At 73.0% G+C, this 20,585-nt stretch carries 15 protein-coding genes; 5 read left to right on the top strand and 10 right to left on the bottom strand.

Annotated features, from left to right (window positions below; translation table 11 throughout):
* Positions 1 to 165: 165 nt before the first annotated feature.
* Both F4692_RS11830 and F4692_RS11825 read right to left on the bottom strand, forming a co-directional pair.
* Positions 166 to 1,887 (bottom strand): GMC family oxidoreductase N-terminal domain-containing protein, encoded by a 1,722-nt coding sequence (locus tag F4692_RS11830; RefSeq protein WP_179619824.1) that lies wholly within the window; start codon positions 1,885 to 1,887, stop codon positions 166 to 168.
* A gap of 1 nt (position 1,888) precedes the next feature.
* Entirely contained in the window at positions 1,889 to 3,505 is a 1,617-nt protein-coding gene (locus tag F4692_RS11825; protein ID WP_179619823.1) for a succinic semialdehyde dehydrogenase, read from the bottom strand.
* A gap of 123 nt (positions 3,506 to 3,628) precedes the next feature.
* On the opposite strand from F4692_RS11825, the gene F4692_RS11820 reads away from it, so the two are divergent.
* Positions 3,629 to 4,135 (top strand): hypothetical protein, encoded by a 507-nt coding sequence (locus tag F4692_RS11820; RefSeq protein ID WP_179619822.1) that lies wholly within the window; start codon positions 3,629 to 3,631, stop codon positions 4,133 to 4,135.
* Here the strand turns inward: F4692_RS11820 and F4692_RS11815 are convergent.
* The 3 genes from F4692_RS11815 to F4692_RS11805 form a co-directional block, all read right to left on the bottom strand.
* The gene (locus F4692_RS11815) at positions 4,132 to 5,856 is read right to left on the bottom strand and encodes a glycerol-3-phosphate dehydrogenase/oxidase (RefSeq protein ID WP_179619821.1); all 1,725 of its coding nucleotides are present in this window, start codon (positions 5,854 to 5,856) and stop codon (positions 4,132 to 4,134) included. The genes F4692_RS11820 and F4692_RS11815 overlap by 4 nt on opposite strands.
* Complete coding sequence (locus tag F4692_RS11810) at positions 5,853 to 6,848, bottom strand: hypothetical protein (RefSeq protein WP_218858402.1); 996 nt, start codon at positions 6,846 to 6,848, stop codon at positions 5,853 to 5,855. The genes F4692_RS11815 and F4692_RS11810 overlap by 4 nt, the downstream gene beginning before the upstream one ends.
* Before the next feature lie 118 nt (positions 6,849 to 6,966).
* Entirely contained in the window at positions 6,967 to 8,076 is a 1,110-nt protein-coding gene (locus F4692_RS11805; RefSeq protein WP_179619820.1) for a GuaB3 family IMP dehydrogenase-related protein, read from the bottom strand.
* A 125-nt stretch (positions 8,077 to 8,201) separates the two neighbouring features.
* Between F4692_RS11805 and F4692_RS11800 the strand changes: the two genes are divergently transcribed.
* Positions 8,202 to 9,896 carry a CHAP domain-containing protein gene (locus F4692_RS11800; RefSeq protein WP_179619819.1) on the top strand — a complete coding sequence of 565 codons (1,695 nt, stop codon included), beginning with the start codon at positions 8,202 to 8,204 and terminating at the stop codon, positions 9,894 to 9,896.
* Here the strand turns inward: F4692_RS11800 and F4692_RS11795 are convergent.
* The 3 genes from F4692_RS11795 to guaB all read right to left on the bottom strand — a co-directional run bounded on the left by F4692_RS11795 (position 9,886) and on the right by guaB (position 14,347).
* The gene (locus F4692_RS11795) at positions 9,886 to 10,548 is read right to left on the bottom strand and encodes a TetR/AcrR family transcriptional regulator (RefSeq protein WP_179619818.1); all 663 of its coding nucleotides are present in this window, start codon (positions 10,546 to 10,548) and stop codon (positions 9,886 to 9,888) included. The two genes, F4692_RS11800 and F4692_RS11795, sit on opposite strands and share 11 nt — an antisense overlap.
* A 141-nt stretch (positions 10,549 to 10,689) precedes the next feature.
* Positions 10,690 to 12,684: a PPC domain-containing protein gene (locus tag F4692_RS11790; RefSeq protein ID WP_179619817.1), complete on the bottom strand. Its 1,995-nt coding sequence runs from the start codon at positions 12,682 to 12,684 to the stop codon at positions 10,690 to 10,692.
* Between the two features lie 160 nt (positions 12,685 to 12,844).
* Positions 12,845 to 14,347 carry an IMP dehydrogenase gene (gene guaB / locus F4692_RS11785; RefSeq protein WP_179619816.1) on the bottom strand — a complete coding sequence of 501 codons (1,503 nt, stop codon included), beginning with the start codon at positions 14,345 to 14,347 and terminating at the stop codon, positions 12,845 to 12,847.
* A gap of 22 nt (positions 14,348 to 14,369) precedes the next feature.
* Here guaB and F4692_RS11780 point away from each other — a divergent pair, with 22 nt between their 5' ends.
* The 3 genes from F4692_RS11780 to F4692_RS11770 all read left to right on the top strand — a co-directional run bounded on the left by F4692_RS11780 (position 14,370) and on the right by F4692_RS11770 (position 17,851).
* On the top strand, positions 14,370 to 15,896 hold the full coding sequence (locus F4692_RS11780; protein WP_179619815.1) for a hypothetical protein: 1,527 nt from the start codon (positions 14,370 to 14,372) through the stop codon (positions 15,894 to 15,896).
* Between the two features lie 69 nt (positions 15,897 to 15,965).
* Positions 15,966 to 16,499, top strand: coding sequence for a SigE family RNA polymerase sigma factor (locus F4692_RS11775; RefSeq protein ID WP_179619814.1), 534 nt, complete (start codon positions 15,966 to 15,968; stop codon positions 16,497 to 16,499).
* Complete coding sequence (locus F4692_RS11770) at positions 16,493 to 17,851, top strand: hypothetical protein (RefSeq protein WP_179619813.1); 1,359 nt, start codon at positions 16,493 to 16,495, stop codon at positions 17,849 to 17,851. Before F4692_RS11775 ends, F4692_RS11770 begins: the two co-directional genes overlap by 7 nt.
* Positions 17,852 to 17,903: 52 nt before the next feature.
* Here F4692_RS11770 and F4692_RS11765 read toward each other — a convergent pair whose 3' ends face one another.
* Both F4692_RS11765 and groL read right to left on the bottom strand, forming a co-directional pair.
* Positions 17,904 to 18,506: a hypothetical protein gene (locus tag F4692_RS11765; protein WP_179619812.1), complete on the bottom strand. Its 603-nt coding sequence runs from the start codon at positions 18,504 to 18,506 to the stop codon at positions 17,904 to 17,906.
* A gap of 448 nt (positions 18,507 to 18,954) precedes the next feature.
* The gene (gene groL / locus F4692_RS11760) at positions 18,955 to 20,577 is read right to left on the bottom strand and encodes a chaperonin GroEL (protein ID WP_179619811.1); all 1,623 of its coding nucleotides are present in this window, start codon (positions 20,575 to 20,577) and stop codon (positions 18,955 to 18,957) included.
* Positions 20,578 to 20,585 lie beyond the last annotated feature (8 nt).

Below are 20,585 nucleotides of genomic sequence, written 5' to 3'. Positions count from 1 at the left end.
GAGGGAGGGTGGCCGGGCCCTGATGCTTGGCGCCCGGCACTGCCGAGAACCCGGGAGCCCGACCCTTGGGAGGGAGCATGACTGTCGGACCCCTTACCCGCCCAACGACGCCTGCAGGGGGTGGTTACGGCCGGGCTGGGGGAATTCCGACGGAGCCCGGACAGCTCAGCTGACGCCGACGATCGGCAGCCGCAGCGCACCCGGCGCGGCGTCCGGGACGACCGGGTTCTTCGGCTCCACCGGGGCGACCTGGACGTACGCCTGCCCGAGCGCGGGACGCGGGTCGGCCTCGCCCTTGTTGGGCCAGAACGCCATCGCCCGCTCGGCCTGGGCCGTGATCGTCAGCGACGGGTTCACGCCGAGGTTGGCCGAGACCGCGGAGCCGTCGACGACGTGCAGGCCGTCGTGCCCGAACAGCCGCTGGTAGGGGTCGACGACGCCGGTCTGCGGTGAGTCGCCGATCGTGCAGCCGCCGATGAAGTGCGCGGTCAGCGGCCGGTTGAACGGCTCGCCGACGTTGCCACCCGCCGTGCCGCCCATGACGTCGGCCATCCGGCGCACGGCGTCGTAGGCCACCGGGATGTAGGTCGGGTTGGGCCTGCCGTGGCCCTGCACCGAGGTCATCCGCCAGCCGAAGCGGCCCTTCACGCCCCGCGTGGTGATGGAGTTGTCGAGGGTCTGCATGACCAGCGCCACCACGGCCCGCTCCGACCAGTGCCGGAAGTCGTAGAGGTCGAGCGCGGTGCGCCGCTGCGCCCACAGCTCGCGCACCCACGTGCGTACGCGCGAGCGCCCCGGGATGTCGTCGGCCAGCACGGTCTGCAGGAGCGCCATCGCGTTGGAGCCCTTGCCGTAGCGGCAGGGCTCGATGTGGGTGACGTCGTCGGGGTGCCAGGACGACGTGATCGCGACACCCTCGGTGTAGTCGACCGGGCCGCCGGCGGGGGCGAGCGCACCGAGGATCGCCTCGGAGTTGGTGCGGGTCAGCACGCCGAGGCGGTCGCTGATGCCGGGCAGGTCGCCCTCGCCCTTGAGCTGGTGGAGCAGCTTCTGCGTGCCGAGGGCCGCCGCGGAGAAGACGACCTGGTCGGCGGTGAAGGTCTTCGTCGCCGTGCGCCGCGAGAGCTTGGCCTTGGTCCAGCGCGCGCTCACCTCGTAGCCGCCGCCGGCGCGCGGGCGTACGCGGGTCACGGTGGTCAGCGGGTGCACGACCGCCCCCGCCTGCTCGGCGAGGTGGAGGTAGTTCTTGACGAGCGTGTTCTTGGCGTTGTGCCGGCACCCCGTCATGCACTCGCCGCAGTTGAGGCAGGCGTTGCGCGCCGGCCCGGCGCCGCCGAAGAACGGGTCCTCCACCCGCTCGCCACCCGCGGCGTCGGGCCCGCCGAAGAACACGCCGACCGGCGTCGGGTGGAACGTCTCCCCCACCCCCATCTCCTCGGCGACCGTGCGCATCACCTCGTCGGCCGGGGTGTGGCGCGGGTTCTGCACGACGCCGAGCATCCGCTTGGCCTGGTCGTAGTAGGGCGCGAGCTCGGACTTCCAGTCGGTGATGTGCGCCCAGGACGGGTCGCGGTAGAACGCGTCGAGCGGCTCGTAGAGCGTGTTGGCGTAGACGAGCGAGCCCCCGCCGACCCCCGCTCCCGCGAGGATCAGGCAGTCCTTGACCATGTCGATGCGCTGGATGCCGTACATCCCCAGCGAGGGCGCGAAGAGGAACCGCCTCGCGTCGAACGAGGTGGCCGGGAAGTCGCCGTCCTCGAACCGGGCGCCCGCCTCGAGGACGCCGACGCGGTAGCCCTTCTCGGTCAGCCGGAGCGCGGAGACCGAGCCGCCGAAGCCGGACCCGATGACGAGGACGTCGTAGTGCCGGGTGTCGCCCTGGGTCATGTCAGGCGCGACCGAGCTTGTTGAGCAGGCGCAGCGCGGAGGTCATCACCTTCGCGTTGGTCTCCTCCGACATCCCGAACATCGGGGCGATCGGCACCAGCCGCTGCGTCGCGACGGACTGCGCCTCGGTGTAGCGCAGGATGCCCTCCGCGCCCTGCCGGCGACCCATCCCGGACTCGCGCATGCCGCCCATCGGCGCGCCGAGCGAGCCGAACGTCGCTCCGTAGGCCTCGTTGACGTTGACCGTGCCGCACCTGATCCGTCGCGCGAGCGCCCGGCCACGTGCGCCGTCGCGGGTCCAGACCGACGCGTTGAGGCCGTACTGCCCGTCGTTGGCGCGCTCGACCGCCTCGTCCTCGCCGTGGAATCGGTAGAGCGAGACGACCGGGCCGAAGGTCTCCTTGCCGAAGCACTCCATGTCGGCCGAGACGCCCTCCAGGATGGTCGGCTCGAAGACGAAGGGCCCGAGGTCGGGGCGGTGCCTGCCGCCGGTGAGCACCGTGGCGCCCTTGGCGACGGCGTCCTCGACGTGCGCGGTGACCGTGTCGAGCTGCGCCTGCGAGATCAGCGAGCCCATGTCGACCGACCAGTCGTGGCTGGCGCCGAGCGTCATGGCCTGGGTGCGCGAGACGAAGGCGTCGACGAAGCGGTCGTAGACCTGGTCGGCGACGAAGAGCCGCTCCATCGAGACGCACAGCTGGCCGGCGTTGGAGAACACCGCGCGTACGGCGCCCTCGGCCGCGCGGTGCACGTCGGCGTCGCGCAGCACGAGCATCGGGTTCTTGCCGCCCAGCTCGAGCGAGCAGCCGATCAGCCGCTCGGCGCAGCCGCGTGCGATCGTGCGGCCGGTGGCGGTGGAGCCGGTGAAGCAGACGTAGTCGGCGTGCGCGACGATCGCTCCTCCCACCTCCGGACCGGGGCCGGCCACGACCTGCCACACCTCGGCCGGGAAGCCGGCCTCCTCGAGGAGCTGGGCGGCCAGCAGCGCGGTCAGCATCGTCTGCGCGTCGGGCTTCGACACCACGGCGTTGCCGGCGAGGAGCGCGGGCAGGCCGTCGCAGAGCGCCATCGTGAGCGGGTAGTTCCACGGCGAGATGATGCCGACGACGCCCTTGGGCACGCGGTTGACCTCCGCGCGGGTCAGCAGCGGGAACATGCCCCCGACGCGCCTGGTGTCCAGGTGCTCGTGCGCGGTCCGGGCGTAGTAGCGCGCGGTCAGCGCGAGGTGGGCGACCTCGAGGTAGGCGTCCTTGCGGGCCTTGCCGGACTCCCACACCACGAGGTCGATGAGCTCGTCCTGGCGGTCGAGCACGAGGTCGTGGAGCCGGAGCATCGCCGCGGCTCGCTGGTCGATCGGGGTGGCGGCCCACGCGACCTGCGCCGTGCGGGCCCGCGCGAAGGCCTCGGCCACGTCGGCCGGGCTCGACTGCGGGACGTGGGCCAGCGGGGTGCCGCCGATCGGCGAGGCGACGGCGGCGGTCGCACCGGACGTGCTCACGACACGACGCGTCAGGCTGGCGACGTACGACCGGTCGAGGCCGTAGGCCGCGGTGCTGTCGTGCTCGGGGTCCGCGGGACCGTCGGTGATGGGACCTGAGGCGGGGGTCTGCTCACTCATCCTCGAAGCGTAGGTCGGCGTGCCCGGCGTTGCTACTGGTTGGTCACTTCCGTCCCAGCATTCGACATCTCGGCAGTATTTGTCCACCGCGCCCGGCCGCCGATGGACGCTAGGGTCTCGGCCATGTCGCCCCTCGCCTCCCAGCACCGGCTCGTCGCGGGCACGCTCGTGAGCGGCCTGTTCTTCATCGCCCTGGCGCTCTTCTTCGTGCTGCCGCTCGACGAGGCCCCGCCGGTGTGGGTGCTGCCGGCCCAGCTCGCCGCCGGGGTCGCGGTCCACGTGCTGGTCGAGGCGATCGGCTACCGCCCGCCGGCCCTCGACCCGTCGCTCGACGACGACGCCGCGTCCGCGCAGGCGATGGTGCGCCACCAGGGCGCGATGATCCTGCGCTTCGCGTTGATCGAGTCGATCGCCATCGCCTCGATCGCGCTGGCGTTCGTCCTGCCCGACGGTGGCTTCCTCACCTTCGCCGGCGGGGCCGTCGTCTCGCTGGTCCTCATGGGCTACCACGTCTGGCCGTGGTCGCGACCGGTCGGCAGGACCGCCGACGCACTGGAGGCGCGAGGCAGGCGGTCCGGGCTGCGCGAGGCGTTCGGTCTCTCCTCGCCGGGCCCGATCCAGCAGCTCTAGACGATGTCGGGGGCCTTGACCCGGGCCTCGTCGGCCTCCTGGTCGGTCGGCATCAGCTGGCTCTGGCGCTCGGCCTCGACCCGCCGGAGGTAGTGGTCCACCTCGTCGGCCACCTGGGCCTCGTCCCAGCCCAGCGCCTCCGCCATCAGCTCGGCGGCCGGGCGGGCGGCCGCGACGCCGCGGTCGAAGGTCTCGATGGACACGCGCGTACGGCGGGCCAGCACGTCATCGAGGTGGCGCGCGCCCTCGTGGGTGGCGGCGTAGAGCACCTCGGCCCGCAGGTAGTGCTCGGCGCCCGGCAGCGGCTCGGCGAGGTCGGGGCGTCGGTCGATGAGCGCGAGGACCTCGTCGACGAGACCGCCGTAACGGCCGAGCAGATGGTCGACCACACCGATGTCGAGGCCCGACGAGCGGCTCAGCGCGACGCGCTGGTTGGTGCGCGCCTCGTGGCCCCACGCGCCCATCAGGGGCACCCGGTCGGTGATCGAGGCCGGTGTCGCGTCGAAGTCGCGGATCGCGTGGTCGACGGCGTCCCTGGCCATCACGCGGTAGGTCGTGAGCTTGCCGCCCGCGACGAGGACCAGGCCCGGCACCGGGTTGGCGACGGTGTGCTCGCGCGAGAGCTTGGTCGTCTCCCCCATCTCGCCCTCCTTGCGCATCGGCTTGAGCAACGGCCGCAGGCCGGCCCACACGCCGATGACGTCGCGGTGGTCGAGGGGGTCCTTGAGGAGGCGGTTGACGTGGCCGAGCAGGTAGTCGATGTCGGTCTTGCTCGCCGCCGGGTGGGCGAGGTCGAAGTCCCAGGCCGTGTCGGTCGTGCCGATGATCCAGAACTGGCCCCAGGGGATCACGAACAGGACCGACTTCTCGGTCTTCGTGATGAAGCCGCACTCGGAGCGGATCCGCTCGCGCGGGATGACGAGGTGGATGCCCTTGCTGGCGTCGACGTCGAGCTGCGCGCGACCGCCGAGGAGGTCCTGCACCTCGTCGGTCCACACCCCCGCGGCGTTGATGACGACCTTGGCGCGGATCTCGAGGTCGCGCTGGCCCTCGAGGTCGCGGGCGCGGACGCCGACCACGGGCGCGTCGTCGCCGTCACCCGAGCGCAGGAACCCGGTGACCTTGGTCCGGGTCGCGACGTGGGCCCCGTTGTTGGCCGCGGTCCGCGCGATCGTCATGACCAGCCGCGCGTCGTCGACCTGGCAGTCGTAGTAGCGGATCGCGCCGTGCAGGTCGTCGGTCCTGATGTCGGGCGCCATCCGCGTGAGCTGCTTGCGGAACACGTGCTTGTGCTTCGGCACGCCCATGTCGTAGGTCCCGGCCATCGCCATGCCGTCGTAGAGCGCGACCCCGGCCCCGACGTACGGCCGCTCCCAGGCGTGCTCGAGCGGGTAGAGGAACGGCACCGGGCGTACGAGGTGGGGCGCGAGCCGGGTCAGCAGCAGGCCGCGCTCCTCCAGCGCCTCCTTGACCAGGGCGAAGTCGAACATCTCGAGGTAGCGCAGCCCGCCGTGCACGAGCTTCGAGGAGCGCGAGGACGTGCCCGACGCGAGGTCGCGCTGCTCCACGAGCCCGACCTTCAGCCCGCGCGTGACGGCGTCGAGCGCCGCGCCGACCCCGACGATGCCGCCGCCGACGACGAGCACGTCGAGCTCGCCCGACCCGAGCTGGTCGAGGGCGTCGGCCCGCTGGTCGGCGTCGAGGGCCTTGGCGAGGGTCATGGTGCCAGTGTCTCAGGGCCACCTGAGGAAGGGACCTGGCGGAGCCCGCAGCCGGGTCCGCATGCTCGACCAGCGGGAGCGCCGCGAGCGCGCAGGATGGTGTCGAGCTTGGCCGCGGTGCTGCACGGCCGGCCGACCACCTGACCCCAGGTGAGGCGTACGCCGTCGCGGCCGACCACGGCGAGGTCGAGGTCCCGCTCGGCGTCCGCGTCCCGCTGCTCCGCCGTGTCGTGGAACAGCCGGCCGTCGAGCTCGATCGTCAGGCCGAGCACGTCGGCGTCCCGGTAGACGATCCCGCTGGCCGTGACCTCGCGCACCTGGCGCAGCGCCGGGGGCAGCCCGTCCGGTTGCTCCACCCGGGTGAGGTAGGCGTGCTCGAGCACCGAGCAGGTGCCGTGGGCCACGTCCTCGAGGACACGCTCGAGGAATGCCCGGCGAGGTGCGCGTGAGCGTCCGGCGAGGACGGACGTGATGCGTACGGCGGTCGTGCGTCGGGTCTGCACCGCGCGCGTGACGGCCGCGAGCGCCTCCATCTCGGACCCCGCGTGCAGGGCCACGTCGAGCGCCGCGTCGTCGTAGGGCACGCGGGGCGGGCCGAGGTTCCACCGCGCGCGGGCCTCGAGGTCCGACGTGCGGACCACGACCACTCCAGGCAGCGACCGCACCCGACGCTGCAGGTCGATGCCGACCGTGATGGGACCGGAGTCCCGTCCCGGCTGGCCAGGACCATCGGCTGCCCGGAGTGCGGACTCGCGCACGAGCGCCGCCGGCCACGCGTAGAGCACGGCCGCCCAGGCACGCTGCACCCACGTCGGCTCACCGGTGTGCGCGACGTGGACCCGGGGCAGCACCCGGACCAGGTCGCGGTGCCGCTCCAGCCTGCGCACGTCGTGGGGGCCGAGCCCCGCCGCCAGCTGCTGATGACGCGCCACGACCCCGGACTGGACACGCAGCAGGGCGGCGATCGCGGTCAGGGACGGGTCTTCGCGCACGGAGCAACCCTGCGACCCCTGCGGGGCCGGTCGACAGGCCCACGGCCGATCTGTGGAGACAAGATGGTGGAGTCCCGAGGTCACCGGGTGACCTCACGGCTCCACTGTCCTCAGTCCGTCAGTGCTGGACGACGACCTCGATGCGCTGGAACTCCTTGAGCTCGGTGTAGCCCGTGGTCGCCATGGCACGGCGGAGGGCCCCGACGAGGTTCATGGTGCCGTCGGCGACGCGGGACGGGCCGAACATGATCTCCTCCAGCGAGCCGACCGGGGCGAACGCGACCCGCTCGCCGCGCGGGAGCTCGGAGTGGGTGGCCTCGCTGCCCCAGTGGAAGCCGCGGCCGGGGGCCTCGGTGGCACGGGCGAGCGGGGAGCCGATCATCACGGCGTCGGCGCCGCAGGCGACGGCCTTGGCGATGTCACCGGAGCTGCCGATCGAGCCGTCGGCGATGACGTGCACGTAGCGGCCGCCCGACTCGTCCATGTAGTCGCGGCGGGCGGCGGCGACGTCCGCCACGGCGCTGGCCATCGGGACCGCGACGCCGAGGACGGTGCGGGTGGTGTGGGCGGCGCCGCCGCCGAAGCCGACGAGTACGCCCGCAGCGCCGGTGCGCATGAGGTGGAGCGCGGCCTGGTAGGTCGCGCAGCCGCCGACGATGACCGGGACGTCGAGCTCGTAGATGAACTCCTTGAGGTTCAGCGGCTCGGCCTGGCTGCTGACGTGCTCGGCGGAGACGGTCGTCCCGCGGATGACGAACATGTCGACACCGGCGTCGACGACGGCCTTCACGTGCTCCTTGGTGCGCTGCGGTGACAGCGACCCCGCGACGGTGACGCCCGCGGCACGCATCTCCTTGAGCCGCGCGGTGATGAGCTCGGGCTTGATCGGCTCGGTGTAGATCTCCTGCATCCGGCGGGTCGCCTCGGTGCCCTGGAGGCCGGCCACCTCCTCGAGCAGGCCGGACGGGTCGTCGTAGCGGGTCCAGAGGCCCTCGAGGTTGAGCACCCCGAGGCCGCCCATCTGGCCGAGCGCGATCGCGGTCGACGGGGACATGACCGAGTCCATCGGGGCGGCGAGCACCGGGATGTCGAAGCGGTAGGCGTCGATCTGCCAGGCCGTGCTGACCTCCTCGGGGTCGCGGGTGCGCCGCGAGGGCACGATCGCGATGTCGTCGAAGGAGTAGGCGCGGCGACCGCGCTTGGCACGGCCGATCTCGATCTCGGTCACGGACCGAAGCCTATCGGCGGCGTAGGCAGGTGCCGCGGCCCGCTCCCCGGGGGCCTCCTCCACTGCTCGGCAACAGGTCGGCAAAAACGCCACGCGCGACCTCCACCTTGCCTAGCGTCCTCCGGGTGGGGAAGTGGGGACTACTGGCGCGCGTGCTCGCGCCCGCATGCCTGGCCGCTGGACTGGTGACCGGGACGCTCTCGGCTGCCCAGGCCGAGGACGACTACCCGTGGGCGTGGCAGGGCCAGTGCCCGATCGTGCCGCAGGAGCCGATCGAGGAGCCGACGCCGGAGATCGCACCGCCCGGCAAGGCCGACGACGGCCCAGCGGGAGCCGGGGACGCCGAGCCCGCGGTCGAGCCGCCGCCTCCCCCGCCGCCCGTGCTCGACCCGGTGTCGGGCCACCTCTACGACCCGCGCGGACCGAAGCCGACCTGCGCCAGGCGGGTGTGGTCGATCAACGGCTCCATCGGCGACTCGTGGGGCTTCGTGCTGCGCAACTGCACGAGCTTCGTGGCGTGGCGGCTGCAGGAGCGCAACCGGATGGCCGGCTTCGGCAACCACTTCGGCGGCGAGCACTGGGGCAACGCGGCCAACTGGGACGACGTCGCCCGGCGGCTCGGCTACCGCGTCGACGACGTCCCCGCGATCGGCGCCGTCGCCCAGACCGACGCCGGCCGGGTCGGCCACGTCGCGTGGGTCAGCGCGATCGGCCCGGGGACCGTCACGGTCGAGGAGTACAACCACGGCGTCGCGGGCGGGTACGGCAGCCGTACGGTCCCGGTCGGCGAGTTCCGCTACCTCCACCTGGCCGACGTGGCGCCGTCGCCGCTCCTCGGGTCCGACCGGCCCGTCGTCTCGGTGCCCGACGGCCTCGGCGACTCGTCGAGGGCGCGCGTCGACGACCGCGGCACCCTCTGGATCTCGCGTCCCGGCCGGCCCATGCGGGTCGCCGGTCCGCGTCGGGCGTTCTCCCCGCTCGCCGCGCCGGCGCTGGCGCTGGACCGCACCGGGATGCCCTGGATCGCGGCGACCGCCCGTGACGGCCGCGTGCTGGCGGGGCGCCTGCGCGACGGACGGCTGAGGCTGCGCGCGGTCGGCTCCTCGGCGCCGACGGCGAGCCCGGCCCTCACGCTCACCCGCACCGGTCGCCCCCTGCTGGCGACCACCTCCCCCGACGGCACCCTCAGCACCCGGCGGCTCACGCAGCAGGGCCGCTGGAGCCGACCGGCGCGCGTCGGCCGGGCCGGCGCGTGGGCCACCCACGTCGCCCCCGTCCTCGGCAGCGACCGCACGGGTCGCACCCTGCTCGTCGCGGTCGGCGCCGACGGCTCGACCGCCGTCCAGACCGTCGAGCGTCGTCGCCTGCTCCGCCTCCCCGGGGCGCGGGCGTCGGTGACCTCGACGCCCGCGCTGACGACGGCGAGCGACGGCACCACCTACGTGCACCAGGTCGGCGCGGACGGGACGCTCCGGGTGCGCATCCTGCGCGGGCGCGGCTGGAGCCGGCCCGCGAGTCTCGCGGGCGAGTGGTCGCCGTACGCCTCCCCCGCCGTGGGCGTGGTGGCGGACCGGCTGCACGTGGCGGCGGTCGACACCCGCGGCGACCTCTTCGTCCGCGCGGCGGTCCCGGGCGAGCGCTCGCGACTGACCGGTCGCGTGTCGTCCGGCGACCCGACCCGCTCCCCGGGCCTGGTGACGCGCAGCAACGCCGGGGTCTTCGTCGTGGCCGGCCGCGCCGCCCGCTCCCGCCTGCTCACCCGACCCGCCTCGGCCGTGGTCGTGCGTACTGCACCGACCCGGGCGGGCTTCACCCCGTGAGGCCCACCGCGCGGCCGACCGCGCGGCGCAACCACCGCGCGTAGCGGCCCCCGGCCCAGCCGAGCTCGACGGCGAACGTCAGGTAGGTCTCGGCGCGCGTGAGCACGACGATCTCGTCGACGGCGTCGTCGTGCACGGGGCCGGTCGCCAGCAGCGGGACCGCCTCACGGACCACCTCGACGTGCCCGGCGCGGGCCGTGTCGAGCACGCTGCGCATCCGCTCGTCCTCGGAGGCCCCCTGGACCATGGCGGGGACGAAGGGCGCCATCGGGACCACGGACGCGCAGGCGAAGTCGACGAAGCGGTCGAGTCGCACCTGCCGGTCCGGCTCGTCGGCCAGCGCCAGCTCGGCGAAGGCGTCCTGGAGCGACCCCCTCCGGCCGAACGTGGCCGAGCGCATCGCCTCCATGAGCAGCGCCTGCTTGCCGCCGAAGGTCTTGGTGACGTACTCCACCGACACGTCCGCCTCGCGTGCGACCGCGGCGATGGTGGTGCCGCGCCAGCCGCGCTCCGCGAAGAGACCCGCGGCCGTCACGGTCACGAAGACCCGCCGCTGCTCGGCGGCTGCCCGGCGGCCGCTGGCGTCGTAGGGGCGGCGAGCCGGAGGTGGTGGGATCGCTGCCCCCGCGGCGATCCCTCGTGCCCCACGCACGTCCACCTCCGGCACCCCCCTTTGGATACGACCACACCGTACCGAAACACCCGGGCCCTCCGCTGGAGAACACGGAAGACCCGGGTGAAGGTTTCGTCGAGCGGTGCCCGACGGGGTCGTGCCGGAGCGGGGCGGGTCGGCTCAGCGGCCGGCGTACGCCCAGGACGACACGTTCTCGGTGTCCTCCAGCCCGGTGAAGCCCTCCGCCGGGGAGTAGGTGTCGGTCACGAACTCGATGTTCTCGTCGTCCGCGGTGCCGCCGAGGTTGTCCGGCCCGACGCCGTAGAGGTTCTGGCCGAAGTTGGCGCCGCCGCTGTCCATCATGTTGTGGATCTCGTCGGCGTTGTCGGTGTGGTAGTTGCCGATGGTGTGGCCGACTTCGTGCGCCGTCACGTTGGCCACTGCGGCGGAGACGAAGCCGATGCGGTCACTGGCGGCGGTGAGGTAGGTGTTGAGCGAGGAGGCCGGGCCGGCCGGCGCGCTCAGCACGTCGAGCAGCACGATCGCCTCGTCCTCGTGGCCGTAGTTGCCCGGGTCGATGTACTGCGCGATGCCGATCGTGCTGATGGCCGTCTCGGCGATCGTCCCGGCGACGTAGATGCGCGAGACGTTCTCCTGACCGATCAGCTCGGGATTGGTGCGCGCGTTGAGCACCTCCACGTTCACCGCCGGGTTGGTGCCCGACAGCTCGGCCTGCAGGTTGCGGCGGACGAGGTTCACGATGCGGTTCTCGACCTTGCGCGCGTCGGCGCGCGCGATGCCCCACTGCGGGACGAAGGCGGCGAAGGGAGAGACGCTGCGCACGCCCGGCCCGCCCCACGTGCCGGTGTTGACGCGTCCGGGGGCGAAGTCGAGCAGCACCGTCTGCGTACGCCCGCGGTCACCCTGGGTGCCGGGACGGTAGCCCTCGACGGTGACGTCGTAGGCGCCGGTCGCCCCGGAGACCTCGACGGAGTACCAGCCGGCCTCCTCCGCGACGTAGGCGATGGTCGTGTTGCCGCCGCCCGGCAGCGGCGACGTCGGCGGGTAGAGCGAGGACGCGTCGGTCTCGACGCCGCCCACGCGCTGCTCGCCCGACGGCGTGCGCACGGTCAGGCCGGTCACCGAGCCGGTGCCGGTCGAGCCGATGGTGTCGCCGGGACGCAGGCGCACCGAGTAGAAGTCGGCGTCGAGCTTGGCGCTGGACACGGCCAGACGGTAGTCGCCGGTGTCGGCGCCGCCTGCACCGCTGCCCGAGTCGAACGGGTCCGCCGGCAGCGGGTCGGTGGCGTAGCCGCCCACGAGGACGTAGTAGGTGCCGGCCTCGGCCGGCTTGTAGGTCACCTCGCTGGCGAGGGTGCCGAACGCGGCGTCGTCGTTGGCCGCGACCGGCTCGCCGTCGGCCGTGTAGACGACCAGGATCGTGTCGGTGGTCGTGGGGCTGCCGATGGTCGAGGCGCTCAGCGTCATGCCGGCGCCCACCTCGACGGAGTAGAAGTCGAAGTCGTTGGTCGCGTCGCCGGTCGTCCCGTGGGGACCGTCGCCGAGCACGGACGTCGTCGTGGCGGCGCCGGTGCCGGCGATGCCGGTGGAGGTCGCGAGCGGGATGGCGCCCTGGTCCTCGGTGGTCGTGACGGTGCGCGGCGCGGTGGTGGCGGGGGGCGTCAGGCTGCCGAGGATGCGTACCGCCGGCAGCTTCGCCGACCCGGTGCCGAACGGGGTGATGGGCTCGGCGTCGAGGTGGGAGTCGTTGGACCCGGAGGTGCCGGCAGGCTCCTCCTCGTCGTGGACGAAGGGCGTCGGCACGGCCTTGGCCGAGACGCCGGTGCGGGTGCTGCGCAGCGCCTGGCGACGTGCGGTGGCGAGCTTGGCGGACCCGGCCCGCTCGTCGGCGTCGGCTGCCATCTTCCGGTTCCACGCGAAGTAGTTCGCGTCCTCGATGTCGGGCAGGTTGGCGAGGTAGGGGTTGGGGTTGGTGGTCGCCTTGAGGGCGGCCGCGCCCGCGTCCTTCTGCGCGACCTGGATGCCCAGGTCGAGGGCCGTCTGCTGCGACGGCGTGAGGGTGTCGTCACCAGCCGGTGCGGCGGTGGACAGGGCTGGTGTGACGAGGGCCAGCACACCGGCGGTGCCGGTGATGGCCAGGATGTTCCTGCGCACTGAAGCGCTCCTCCCGAGAGAAACCGGGATCGAGCACATCGTGTCGATGGATCGCACCGTCGCGGGGCCCGATCCCCTGACACCAGTGAACGTAGGGCCTACCGACGGGTTCGGGTAGTCCCTACTTTCGGCCGAGCCGTGAGCGGGTGCCGGTGGGGCCTCAGCTGCCGCTGTAGTTGGGCGCCTCGACGGTCATCTGGACGCCGTGGGGGTGGCTCTCCTTGAGCGAGGCCGACGTGATGCGCACGAACTTCCCCTTGTCCTGCAGCTCGGGGATGGTCCGGGCGCCGACGTAGAACATCGACTGGTTGAGGCCGCCGACGAGCTGGTGCGCGACCGCGGACAGCGGACCGCGGTAGGCGACCTGGCCCTCGATGCCCTCCGGCACGATCTTGTCGTCGCTGGCGACCTCGGCCTGGAAGTAGCGGTCCTTGGAGTAGGACTTCTTGCCGCGGCTGCTCATCGCGCCGAGCGAGCCCATCCCGCGGTAGGACTTGAACTGCTTGCCGTTGACGAAGACGACGTCGCCCGGGGACTCCTCGCACCCGGCGAGCATGGAGCCGACCATCACCGAGTCGGCGCCGGCCACGAGGGCCTTGGCGATCTCGCCGGAGTGCTTCATGCCGCCGTCCGCGATGAGCGGGACCCCGGCGGGCCGGGTGGCCAGCGAGGCCTCGTAGACGGCGGTCACCTGGGGCACGCCCACGCCGGTCACGACGCGGGTGGTGCAGATGGAGCCGGGGCCGACGCCGACCTTGACCGCGTCGGCGCCGGCGTCGACGAACGCCTGCGCGCCGTCGCGGGTCGCGACGTTGCCGCCGATGACCTGGACGTGCCGCGTGGCCGGGTCGGTTTTCAGCCTGCGGACCATGTCGAGCAGGAGGTGGACGTGCCCGTGGGCGGTGTCGGCGACCAGGACGTCTACCCCGGCCTCGATCAGCGTGGTGGCGCGCTCCCAGGCGTCGCCGAAGTAGCCGATGGCCGCACCGACGAGCAGGCGGCCGTCGGAGTCGTACGACGCGTGCGGGAACTGCTCGCCCTTGACGAAGTCCTTGACCGTGATGAGACCGCTGAGGCGGCCCTCGCCGTCGACCAGCGGCAGCCGCTCGCGCTTGTGGGCGCGCAGCAGGGCGGTGGCGTCGTCGCGCGAGATGCCGACCTGACCGGTGATCAGGCCCTCCCTGGTCATCACCTCGTCCACCTTCGTGGTGGCCCACTCGGCGACCGGCGTGAAGCGCAGGTCGCGGTTGGTGATGATGCCGAGCAGGTGGTTGTCGACGTCGACGACGGGGAGGCCGGAGACGCGGTACTCCCCGCACAGCCGGTCGAGCTCCTCCAGGGTCGCGTCGGGGCCGATCGTGACCGGGTTGGAGATGATCCCGGTCTGCGTGCGCTTCACGAGGTCGACCTGGCGGGCCTGGTCCTCGATCGAGAGGTTGCGGTGCAGCACGCCGATGCCGCCCTCGCGGGCCATCGCGATCGCCATCCGGGACTCGGTCACGGTGTCCATCGCGGCGCTGATCAGCGGCACCCGGATCGAGATCTCGCGGGTCAGGCGGGTGGTGGTGTCGATGTCGCTCGGAGCGAGGTCCGACTCCCCCGGCAGCAGCAGCACGTCGTCGTAGGTGAGGCCGAGCGCAGCGAACTTCTCAGGGATCTCCACGGCCACATTCTACGGTGTCCGCATGGGGCGGATGGTGTGGGTGGCAGCGGCGGTCGCGTTCGTCGCACGGTTCCCGTCACTGCTGTGGCCGCTGCGTCCCGACGAGGCGGGGTTCCTCCTGGTGGCCCGCACGTGGCACCCCGAGCCGGACTCGCTCTACGGCCACTACTGGGTCGACCGGCCACCGCCGATCATCTGGCTGGTCCGGGCCAGCGAGCAGTTCGGGGGACCGTACGCCCACCGCCTCGTCGGCGCCGTGGCGTGCGTCCTGCTGGTGCTGGCGGCCGCGGCGGCGACGCGCGAGGTCGCGACCCGGGCGGGGGTGCTGGACGACGCGTCGGTCCGCCGGCTCGCCGGGTGGGTCGCGCTGGCGACCGCAGCCCTGGTGGGCAACGCGCAGATCGACCCGGTGGCCGCCAAGGGCGAGCTGTTCGGCATCCCGCTGGTGCTCGGATCGTGCTGGCTGGCGCTCCGGGCGGTGCGGCGCATCTCGGTGACGGACGCCTTCGTCGCGGGCCTGCTCGCGATGGTCGCGGTCGGGATGAAGCAGAGCATCGTCGGTGGGCTGGTGTTCGGGGGCGTGCTCCTGGTGGGCTCGGTCCTGGCGCGCCAGCTCGACCTGCGCGACGGGCTCCGGTGCGCCGGCGCGGCGCTGGCGGGGGCGGCCGTGCCGGTGGTGGTGGTCGTCGCGTGGGCGCTCGCGGCCGGCGTGCACCTGCGCACCCTCTGGTACGTCGTGGTGACCTTCCGCTCCGACGCCAGCCACGTCATCGCCACCCAGAGCGCCGAGGGTGCGACCAGCCGGATCTCGGTGCTGCTGGCGGTCTTCGCCGGCACGGGCATGCTGCTCGTGGTGGCGTGCTTCGCGGTGCGCCTGCGCGGGCTGCTCCGCCACGACCCGGTGCCGGTGGTCGCCATCGCCGCCATGCTGGGCCTGGACCTGCTCGGGGTCGCGCTCAGCGGCAGCTTCTGGATGCCCTACCTCTTCGTCCCGATCCCCGGCCTCGTGCTGGCGCTGTCGGCCCTGCTCGCGCACGACCACCTCGACCGCTTCCGCCACCGGGTCACGCGCGCCGCCGTCGGCCTCGTCGTCGCCTCGAGCGGCGTCGCGATGATCGCCTGGACCGCGGCATGGGTCGAGGGCCGGGTGCCGGTCGAGGTGCGCACCGGCCAGGCGATCCACGACGCCGCGCGACCCGGTGACCGGGTGCTGGTCTACGGCGGTCGCGCGGACATCCAGTGGGCGAGCCGCGCGCAGTCGCCGTACCCCTACCTCTGGTCGCTGCCGATGCGCACCCTCGACCCCGGGCTGACCCAGCTGGAGGACGTGCTCACCGGGCCCAACCCGCCCACGTGGTTCGTCGAGGCGACCTACATCAACACCTGGAGCGAGCTCGGCACGCGCCCCATCGAGCGCTCGCTCATCCGCAAGTACGAGTTCATCCGGACCGCGTGCGACCGCTACCGGATCTACCACCTCAACACCGTCGAGCCGATCGACGTCGACGTCGACTGCACCTCCCCGTACCGCACCATCTGGGGCCGGTGATGATTCCCGTCGCGCGCCGTGCAACCCCCGTGCGTGCCCACCGCGTTGGAAGGGGCATGGAGCAGAACAGTGCGTGACGAGGCGGCGTTCGTGGAGTTCGCCGAGACGGCGCGGCCCCGCCTGCGGCGCACGGCCTACCTGCTGTGCGGCGACTGGGACCGGGCCTCCGACTTCGTCCAGGAGGGCCTGATCCGGGTGTACGTCCGGTGGCCGCGGCTGGTGCGCAACGGCGGCGAGCTGGCGTACGCCCGCAAGGCGGTGGTCAGCGCCTACCTCGACCACGCCCGACGGCGGTCCAGCACGGAGCGGCCGGGAGAGGCGGACCCCACGCTCGCCTCCCCCGTCGACGTCGCGCACGCCGTCGCCACGCGCGAGACGCTGATGGCGACGCTGGCCGACCTGCCACCCCGGCAGCGTGCCTGCGTGGTCCTGCGTTACTTCGAGGACCTCTCGGTCGAGCAGACGGCGGCACTGCTGGGCTGCACCGAGGGGACCGTGAAGAGCCAGACCTCGCGCGGCCTGTTCTCGCTCCGGTCCATGTTGGAGGAGCCGGCGGACGAGTCGTCCGCCGACCGGCGGTCCGAAGGAGCGGTGTCATGGTGAACGAGCTGAAGGAGCTGCTGCGGGACGCGTCCGCGCACGCACCGCAGGAGACCCGCGAGGTCGAGGCCCTTCTGGGTGCCGGACGGCGGCGCGTGCGCGTGCGCCGCGCCGGCGTCGTGGCCGGGAGCGCGCTGGCGGCCGGCGCGATCGCGCTCGGTTCGGCGACCTGGCTGCACCCCGCCCCCGCGGACCTCGCCGCCGCGGGGGTCCCCCGCCCGTCCGGGCCGACCATCGACCTGCGCGGTGCGCGGCCGGCTGTCGAGGGCATCGACTACCGCGACGTCACCACCTACGTCAACGAGGACCTCGAGTCGGACAACGGGGAGTACCTCGACGGGGTGACCGACGACGGGCTCGTGCTCTTCCGCGAGGGCCAGACCATGACGCGGCTCACGGAGCGGTTCGCGCTGATGGACCCGGCGACGGGAGAGAAGCAGTGGCTCCCCGATCCCCCCGGCAACGTGAGCAACCCGCTCGCCGTCGAGCTCGGCGAGGACCGGCTGGTGCTGCAGTGGCTCAGCTGGTCGGGCACCGCAGCGAGCCGCCCGCTCGAGCTGTCCGTCTACGACCGGTCGGCCGGCGCCTGGACCACCATGAGCTGGCCGGACCTGCCGGCGAGCGACGACCTCCCGCAGGTGCACGTCGGTCCGGACGGACGGGCGTACGCCGCACTGCTCGTCGATCGCGGCGACGTCCCCGAGGGCGGCTGGCCGACGGGGCCTGACGGGGAGGCGGACGACGCGGACGCCGAGGGCGACGTGCGCGCACTGTGGTCGATGTCGCTCACCGACCCGACGGACGTGCGCGACGAGAGCCTGCTGGTCGGTGACTTCGGCTTCGACGGCGACCGCCTCGTGTGGACCGACCGCTCCAACGGCGCCGCCGGGGAGGTGCACGTGCGCGACCTGGTCACCGGCGAGGAGACCTCGTTCGGCCCCCGCCTCGGTGAGCGGTGCAACCTGCTGGGCTTCGACGTCGCAGGCGGTCGCATCGCCCTCTCGCAGTACTGCGGCACCTACGGCGACGGGGTCCGTGACGACCGCGTCCAGGTGGTCACGACCGACGGCGAGCAGGTCGTCACCCTGCAGGACGACGGGGTCGAGGGCGGCGCGCTGGTGGGCGGCGGCGACCACCTGGTCGTCTCGGCGTACGACCGCGCCACCGGTGGCACCTACCTCTACGACTTCGACAGCGGCGACCTGCTGCGACTCAGCGACAGCATGTCGGCGTGGTCGGCCGCCACCGGTGCGGCGCCCGGCGACCAGTTCCTGTGGAACGAGCCGACCGGCCGCAAGGTCGCGACGTTCGGCCGCAGCGGGGCCGAGACGCACCTCAGCGAGATCATCCGCTGAGGCGCGCCGCGGCGCTGCTCTGGGTTGGCGTACACGCGGACGTCGTCGGCCTTCATCTCCCGCGGCAGCACCGTGCTGCCGTCCCGTGCGCGGGCGGCAGGAACGCGACACCGACCCAGCCGGCCTCGCGCCACTCCGACGCGAGCGACACCCGCCCGCCGGTGCCGATGCGGGCGACGGCCTGCCGGCCGTTGCGGGTGATGGTCGTGAGGACGTGCCGGTCGTCCTCCCACGCGAGGTCCGCGAACATCGTGCGGCCGAAGCCGCGCAGGCGCACGACGCGGGACGGAGCACCGTCGTGGTGGAGGATCTCCAGTCCCTCGGCCGTGATCCGGGCCCGGTACGCCCCGTCCGGCTGCAGCACCCCGAGGTCCTCGGCCCGCGGCACCGGACGGGGGCGGTGGACGAGGTCGCTCACGAACGACGCCGCGTCCCCCCACGTCTCGTAGACCAGCTGCCCGCGGAACCACCCGCCGAGGAACGGCACCCGGCTGCGGTCGAGGCGCTGGCTCACCGCCGCTCCCCCGTCGACGGAGTCCGCGTGCAGCTCGGTGGGACCGACGCGTCCGCCTTCGGACGGCACCAGGCTGACCCAGCCCACCCGTCCGTCCGGGCTCGTCTCCGCCGGACCGGTCGAGGTCCAGCTCGCGCGCACGATGCCGTCGCGGCACCGAGGCGGTGCATCCCCACCATGCCCTCCAGGGCGCGGTCGTCGGTGACGAGGTAGCCGCCGGCGTGGCGGGCGATCGACGTCACCGCCCAGCGGCGCGGCAGCTCGACGGTGCGCCCGCCGGGGAAGCGCAGGACGCGACCGTCGACCCACGGGATGCGCGGTGGTCCCGTGTACGCCAGGTCGGTGCCCCACGGGAGTGCGGACGGCGTCGCGGGCGTGGTGGTCGGTGCGGGCGCCGGCGCTGGGGACCCGTCCTCGGGCGCAGTGCACCCGACGAGCAGCAGGGCGAGGACGAGCGCGCCGAGGGTCCGCATGCAGGTGGGACGCCCCGGGCGCGGGGGTGGTTGACGACGCATGCGGAACGGCCCGCCCCGCACCGCCGGGTGGCGGGTGCGGAGCGGGCCGTGCGTGCAGGGTGGAGCGGCGGGTCTCAGTGACCGTGGCCGTGCCCGTGACCGGCTGCGGCCGCGGGCTCCTCCTCCTCGGGCTTGTCCACGACGAGGGTCTCGGTCGTGAGCAGCATCGCGGCGATCGACGTCGCGTTGACGAGCGCCGAGCGGGTGACCTTGACTGGGTCCAGGACGCCCTGGGCGACCAGGTCGCCGTACTCGCCGGAGGCGGCGTTGTAGCCGTTGCCGACCCCGAGCTCGCGGACCTTGGCGGTCACGACGTAGCCGTTCTCGCCACCGTTCTCGGCGATCCAGCGCAGCGGCTCGTCGGCGGCCTTGCGGACCACGCGGACACCGGCGGCCTCGTCACCGGTCAGGCCGAGGTTGTCCTCGAGCACCGACACGGCGTGGATGAGCGCGGAGCCACCGCCGGGGACGATGCCCTCCTCGATCGCGGCGCGCGTCGCGGAGACGGCGTCCTCGATGCGGTGCTTCTTCTCCTTCAGCTCCACCTCGGTGGCGGCGCCGACCTTGATCACGCACACACCGCCGGCGAGCTTGGCGAGGCGCTCCTGGAGCTTCTCGCGGTCCCAGTCGGAGTCGGTGTTCTCGATCTCGGCCTTGATCTGGTTGACGCGGCCCTCGACAGCGGTGCTGTCGCCGGCGCCGTCGACGATCGTGGTGTTGTCCTTGGTGATGACGACACGACGCGCCTGGCCGAGGACCTCGAGGCCGACCTGGTCGAGCTTGAGGCCGACCTCGGGGGCGACGACCTGGCCGCCGGTCAGGGTCGCGATGTCCTGCATCATCGCCTTGCGGCGGTCACCGAACGCGGGGCTCTTCACGGCGGCGACGTTGAACGTGCCGCGAATCTTGTTGACGACCAGCGTGGAGAGCGCCTCGCCCTCGACGTCCTCGGCGAGGATGAAGAGCGGCTTGCCGGTGGCGATGACCTTCTCGAGGACCGGGAGGAGCTCCTGGATCGAGGAGATCTTGCCCTGGTGGAGAAGGATGTAGGGGTCGTCGAGGACGGCCTCCATCGACTCCGGGTCGGTGACGAAGTACGCCGAGATGTAGCCCTTGTCGAACTGCATGCCCTCGGTGAACTCGAGGTCGGTGCCCATGGTGTTGGACTCCTCGACCGTGATCACGCCGTCCTTGCCGACCTTGTCGAAGGCCTCGGCGAGCAGGTCGCCGATGTGGCTGTCGCGGCTGGAGATCGTGGCGACCGAGGCCATGTCCTCACGGGACTCGACCTCGCGGGCGGCCTCGCGCAGCGCGTCGCCGACGGCCTCGGCCGCGGCGTCCATGCCGCGCTTGAGGCCCATCGGGTTGGCGCCGGCCGCGACGGCGCGCAGGCCCTCGTGGACCATGGCCTGGGCGAGCACGGTGGCGGTGGTGGTGCCGTCACCGGCGATGTCGTTGGTCTTGGTGGCCACCTCCTTGGTGAGCTGGGCACCGAGGTTCTCGAACGGGTCGTCGAGCTCGACCTCGCGCGCGACGGTCACACCGTCGTTGGTGATCGTGGGGGCGCCCCACTTCTTGTCGAGGACGACGTAACGGCCCTTGGGGCCGAGCGTCACCTTGACGGCGTTGGCGAGGGCGTCGACGCCGCGCTCGAGCGCGCGGCGGGCGTTCTCGTCGAACTCCAGGATCTTGGGCATTGCGGGTG

The organism is Nocardioides cavernae (assembly GCF_013410035.1).
Lineage (GTDB): Bacteria > Actinomycetota > Actinomycetes > Propionibacteriales > Nocardioidaceae > Nocardioides > Nocardioides cavernae_A.
This window is presented reverse-complemented; position numbering and strand designations above follow the sequence as displayed.

Coding starts and splice junctions, on each gene's coding strand:
- F4692_RS11780 (WP_179619815.1), top strand. CDS start 14,370: ATGGGGCGGATGGTGTGGGTGGCAGCGGCGGTCGCGTTCGTCGCACGG.
- F4692_RS11820 (WP_179619822.1), top strand. CDS start 3,629: ATGTCGCCCCTCGCCTCCCAGCACCGGCTCGTCGCGGGCACGCTCGTG.
- F4692_RS11770 (WP_179619813.1), top strand. CDS start 16,493: ATGGTGAACGAGCTGAAGGAGCTGCTGCGGGACGCGTCCGCGCACGCA.
- groL (WP_179619811.1), bottom strand. CDS start 20,577: ATGCCCAAGATCCTGGAGTTCGACGAGAACGCCCGCCGCGCGCTCGAG.
- F4692_RS11830 (WP_179619824.1), bottom strand. CDS start 1,887: ATGACCCAGGGCGACACCCGGCACTACGACGTCCTCGTCATCGGGTCC.
- F4692_RS11825 (WP_179619823.1), bottom strand. CDS start 3,505: ATGAGTGAGCAGACCCCCGCCTCAGGTCCCATCACCGACGGTCCCGCG.
- F4692_RS11815 (WP_179619821.1), bottom strand. CDS start 5,856: ATGACCCTCGCCAAGGCCCTCGACGCCGACCAGCGGGCCGACGCCCTC.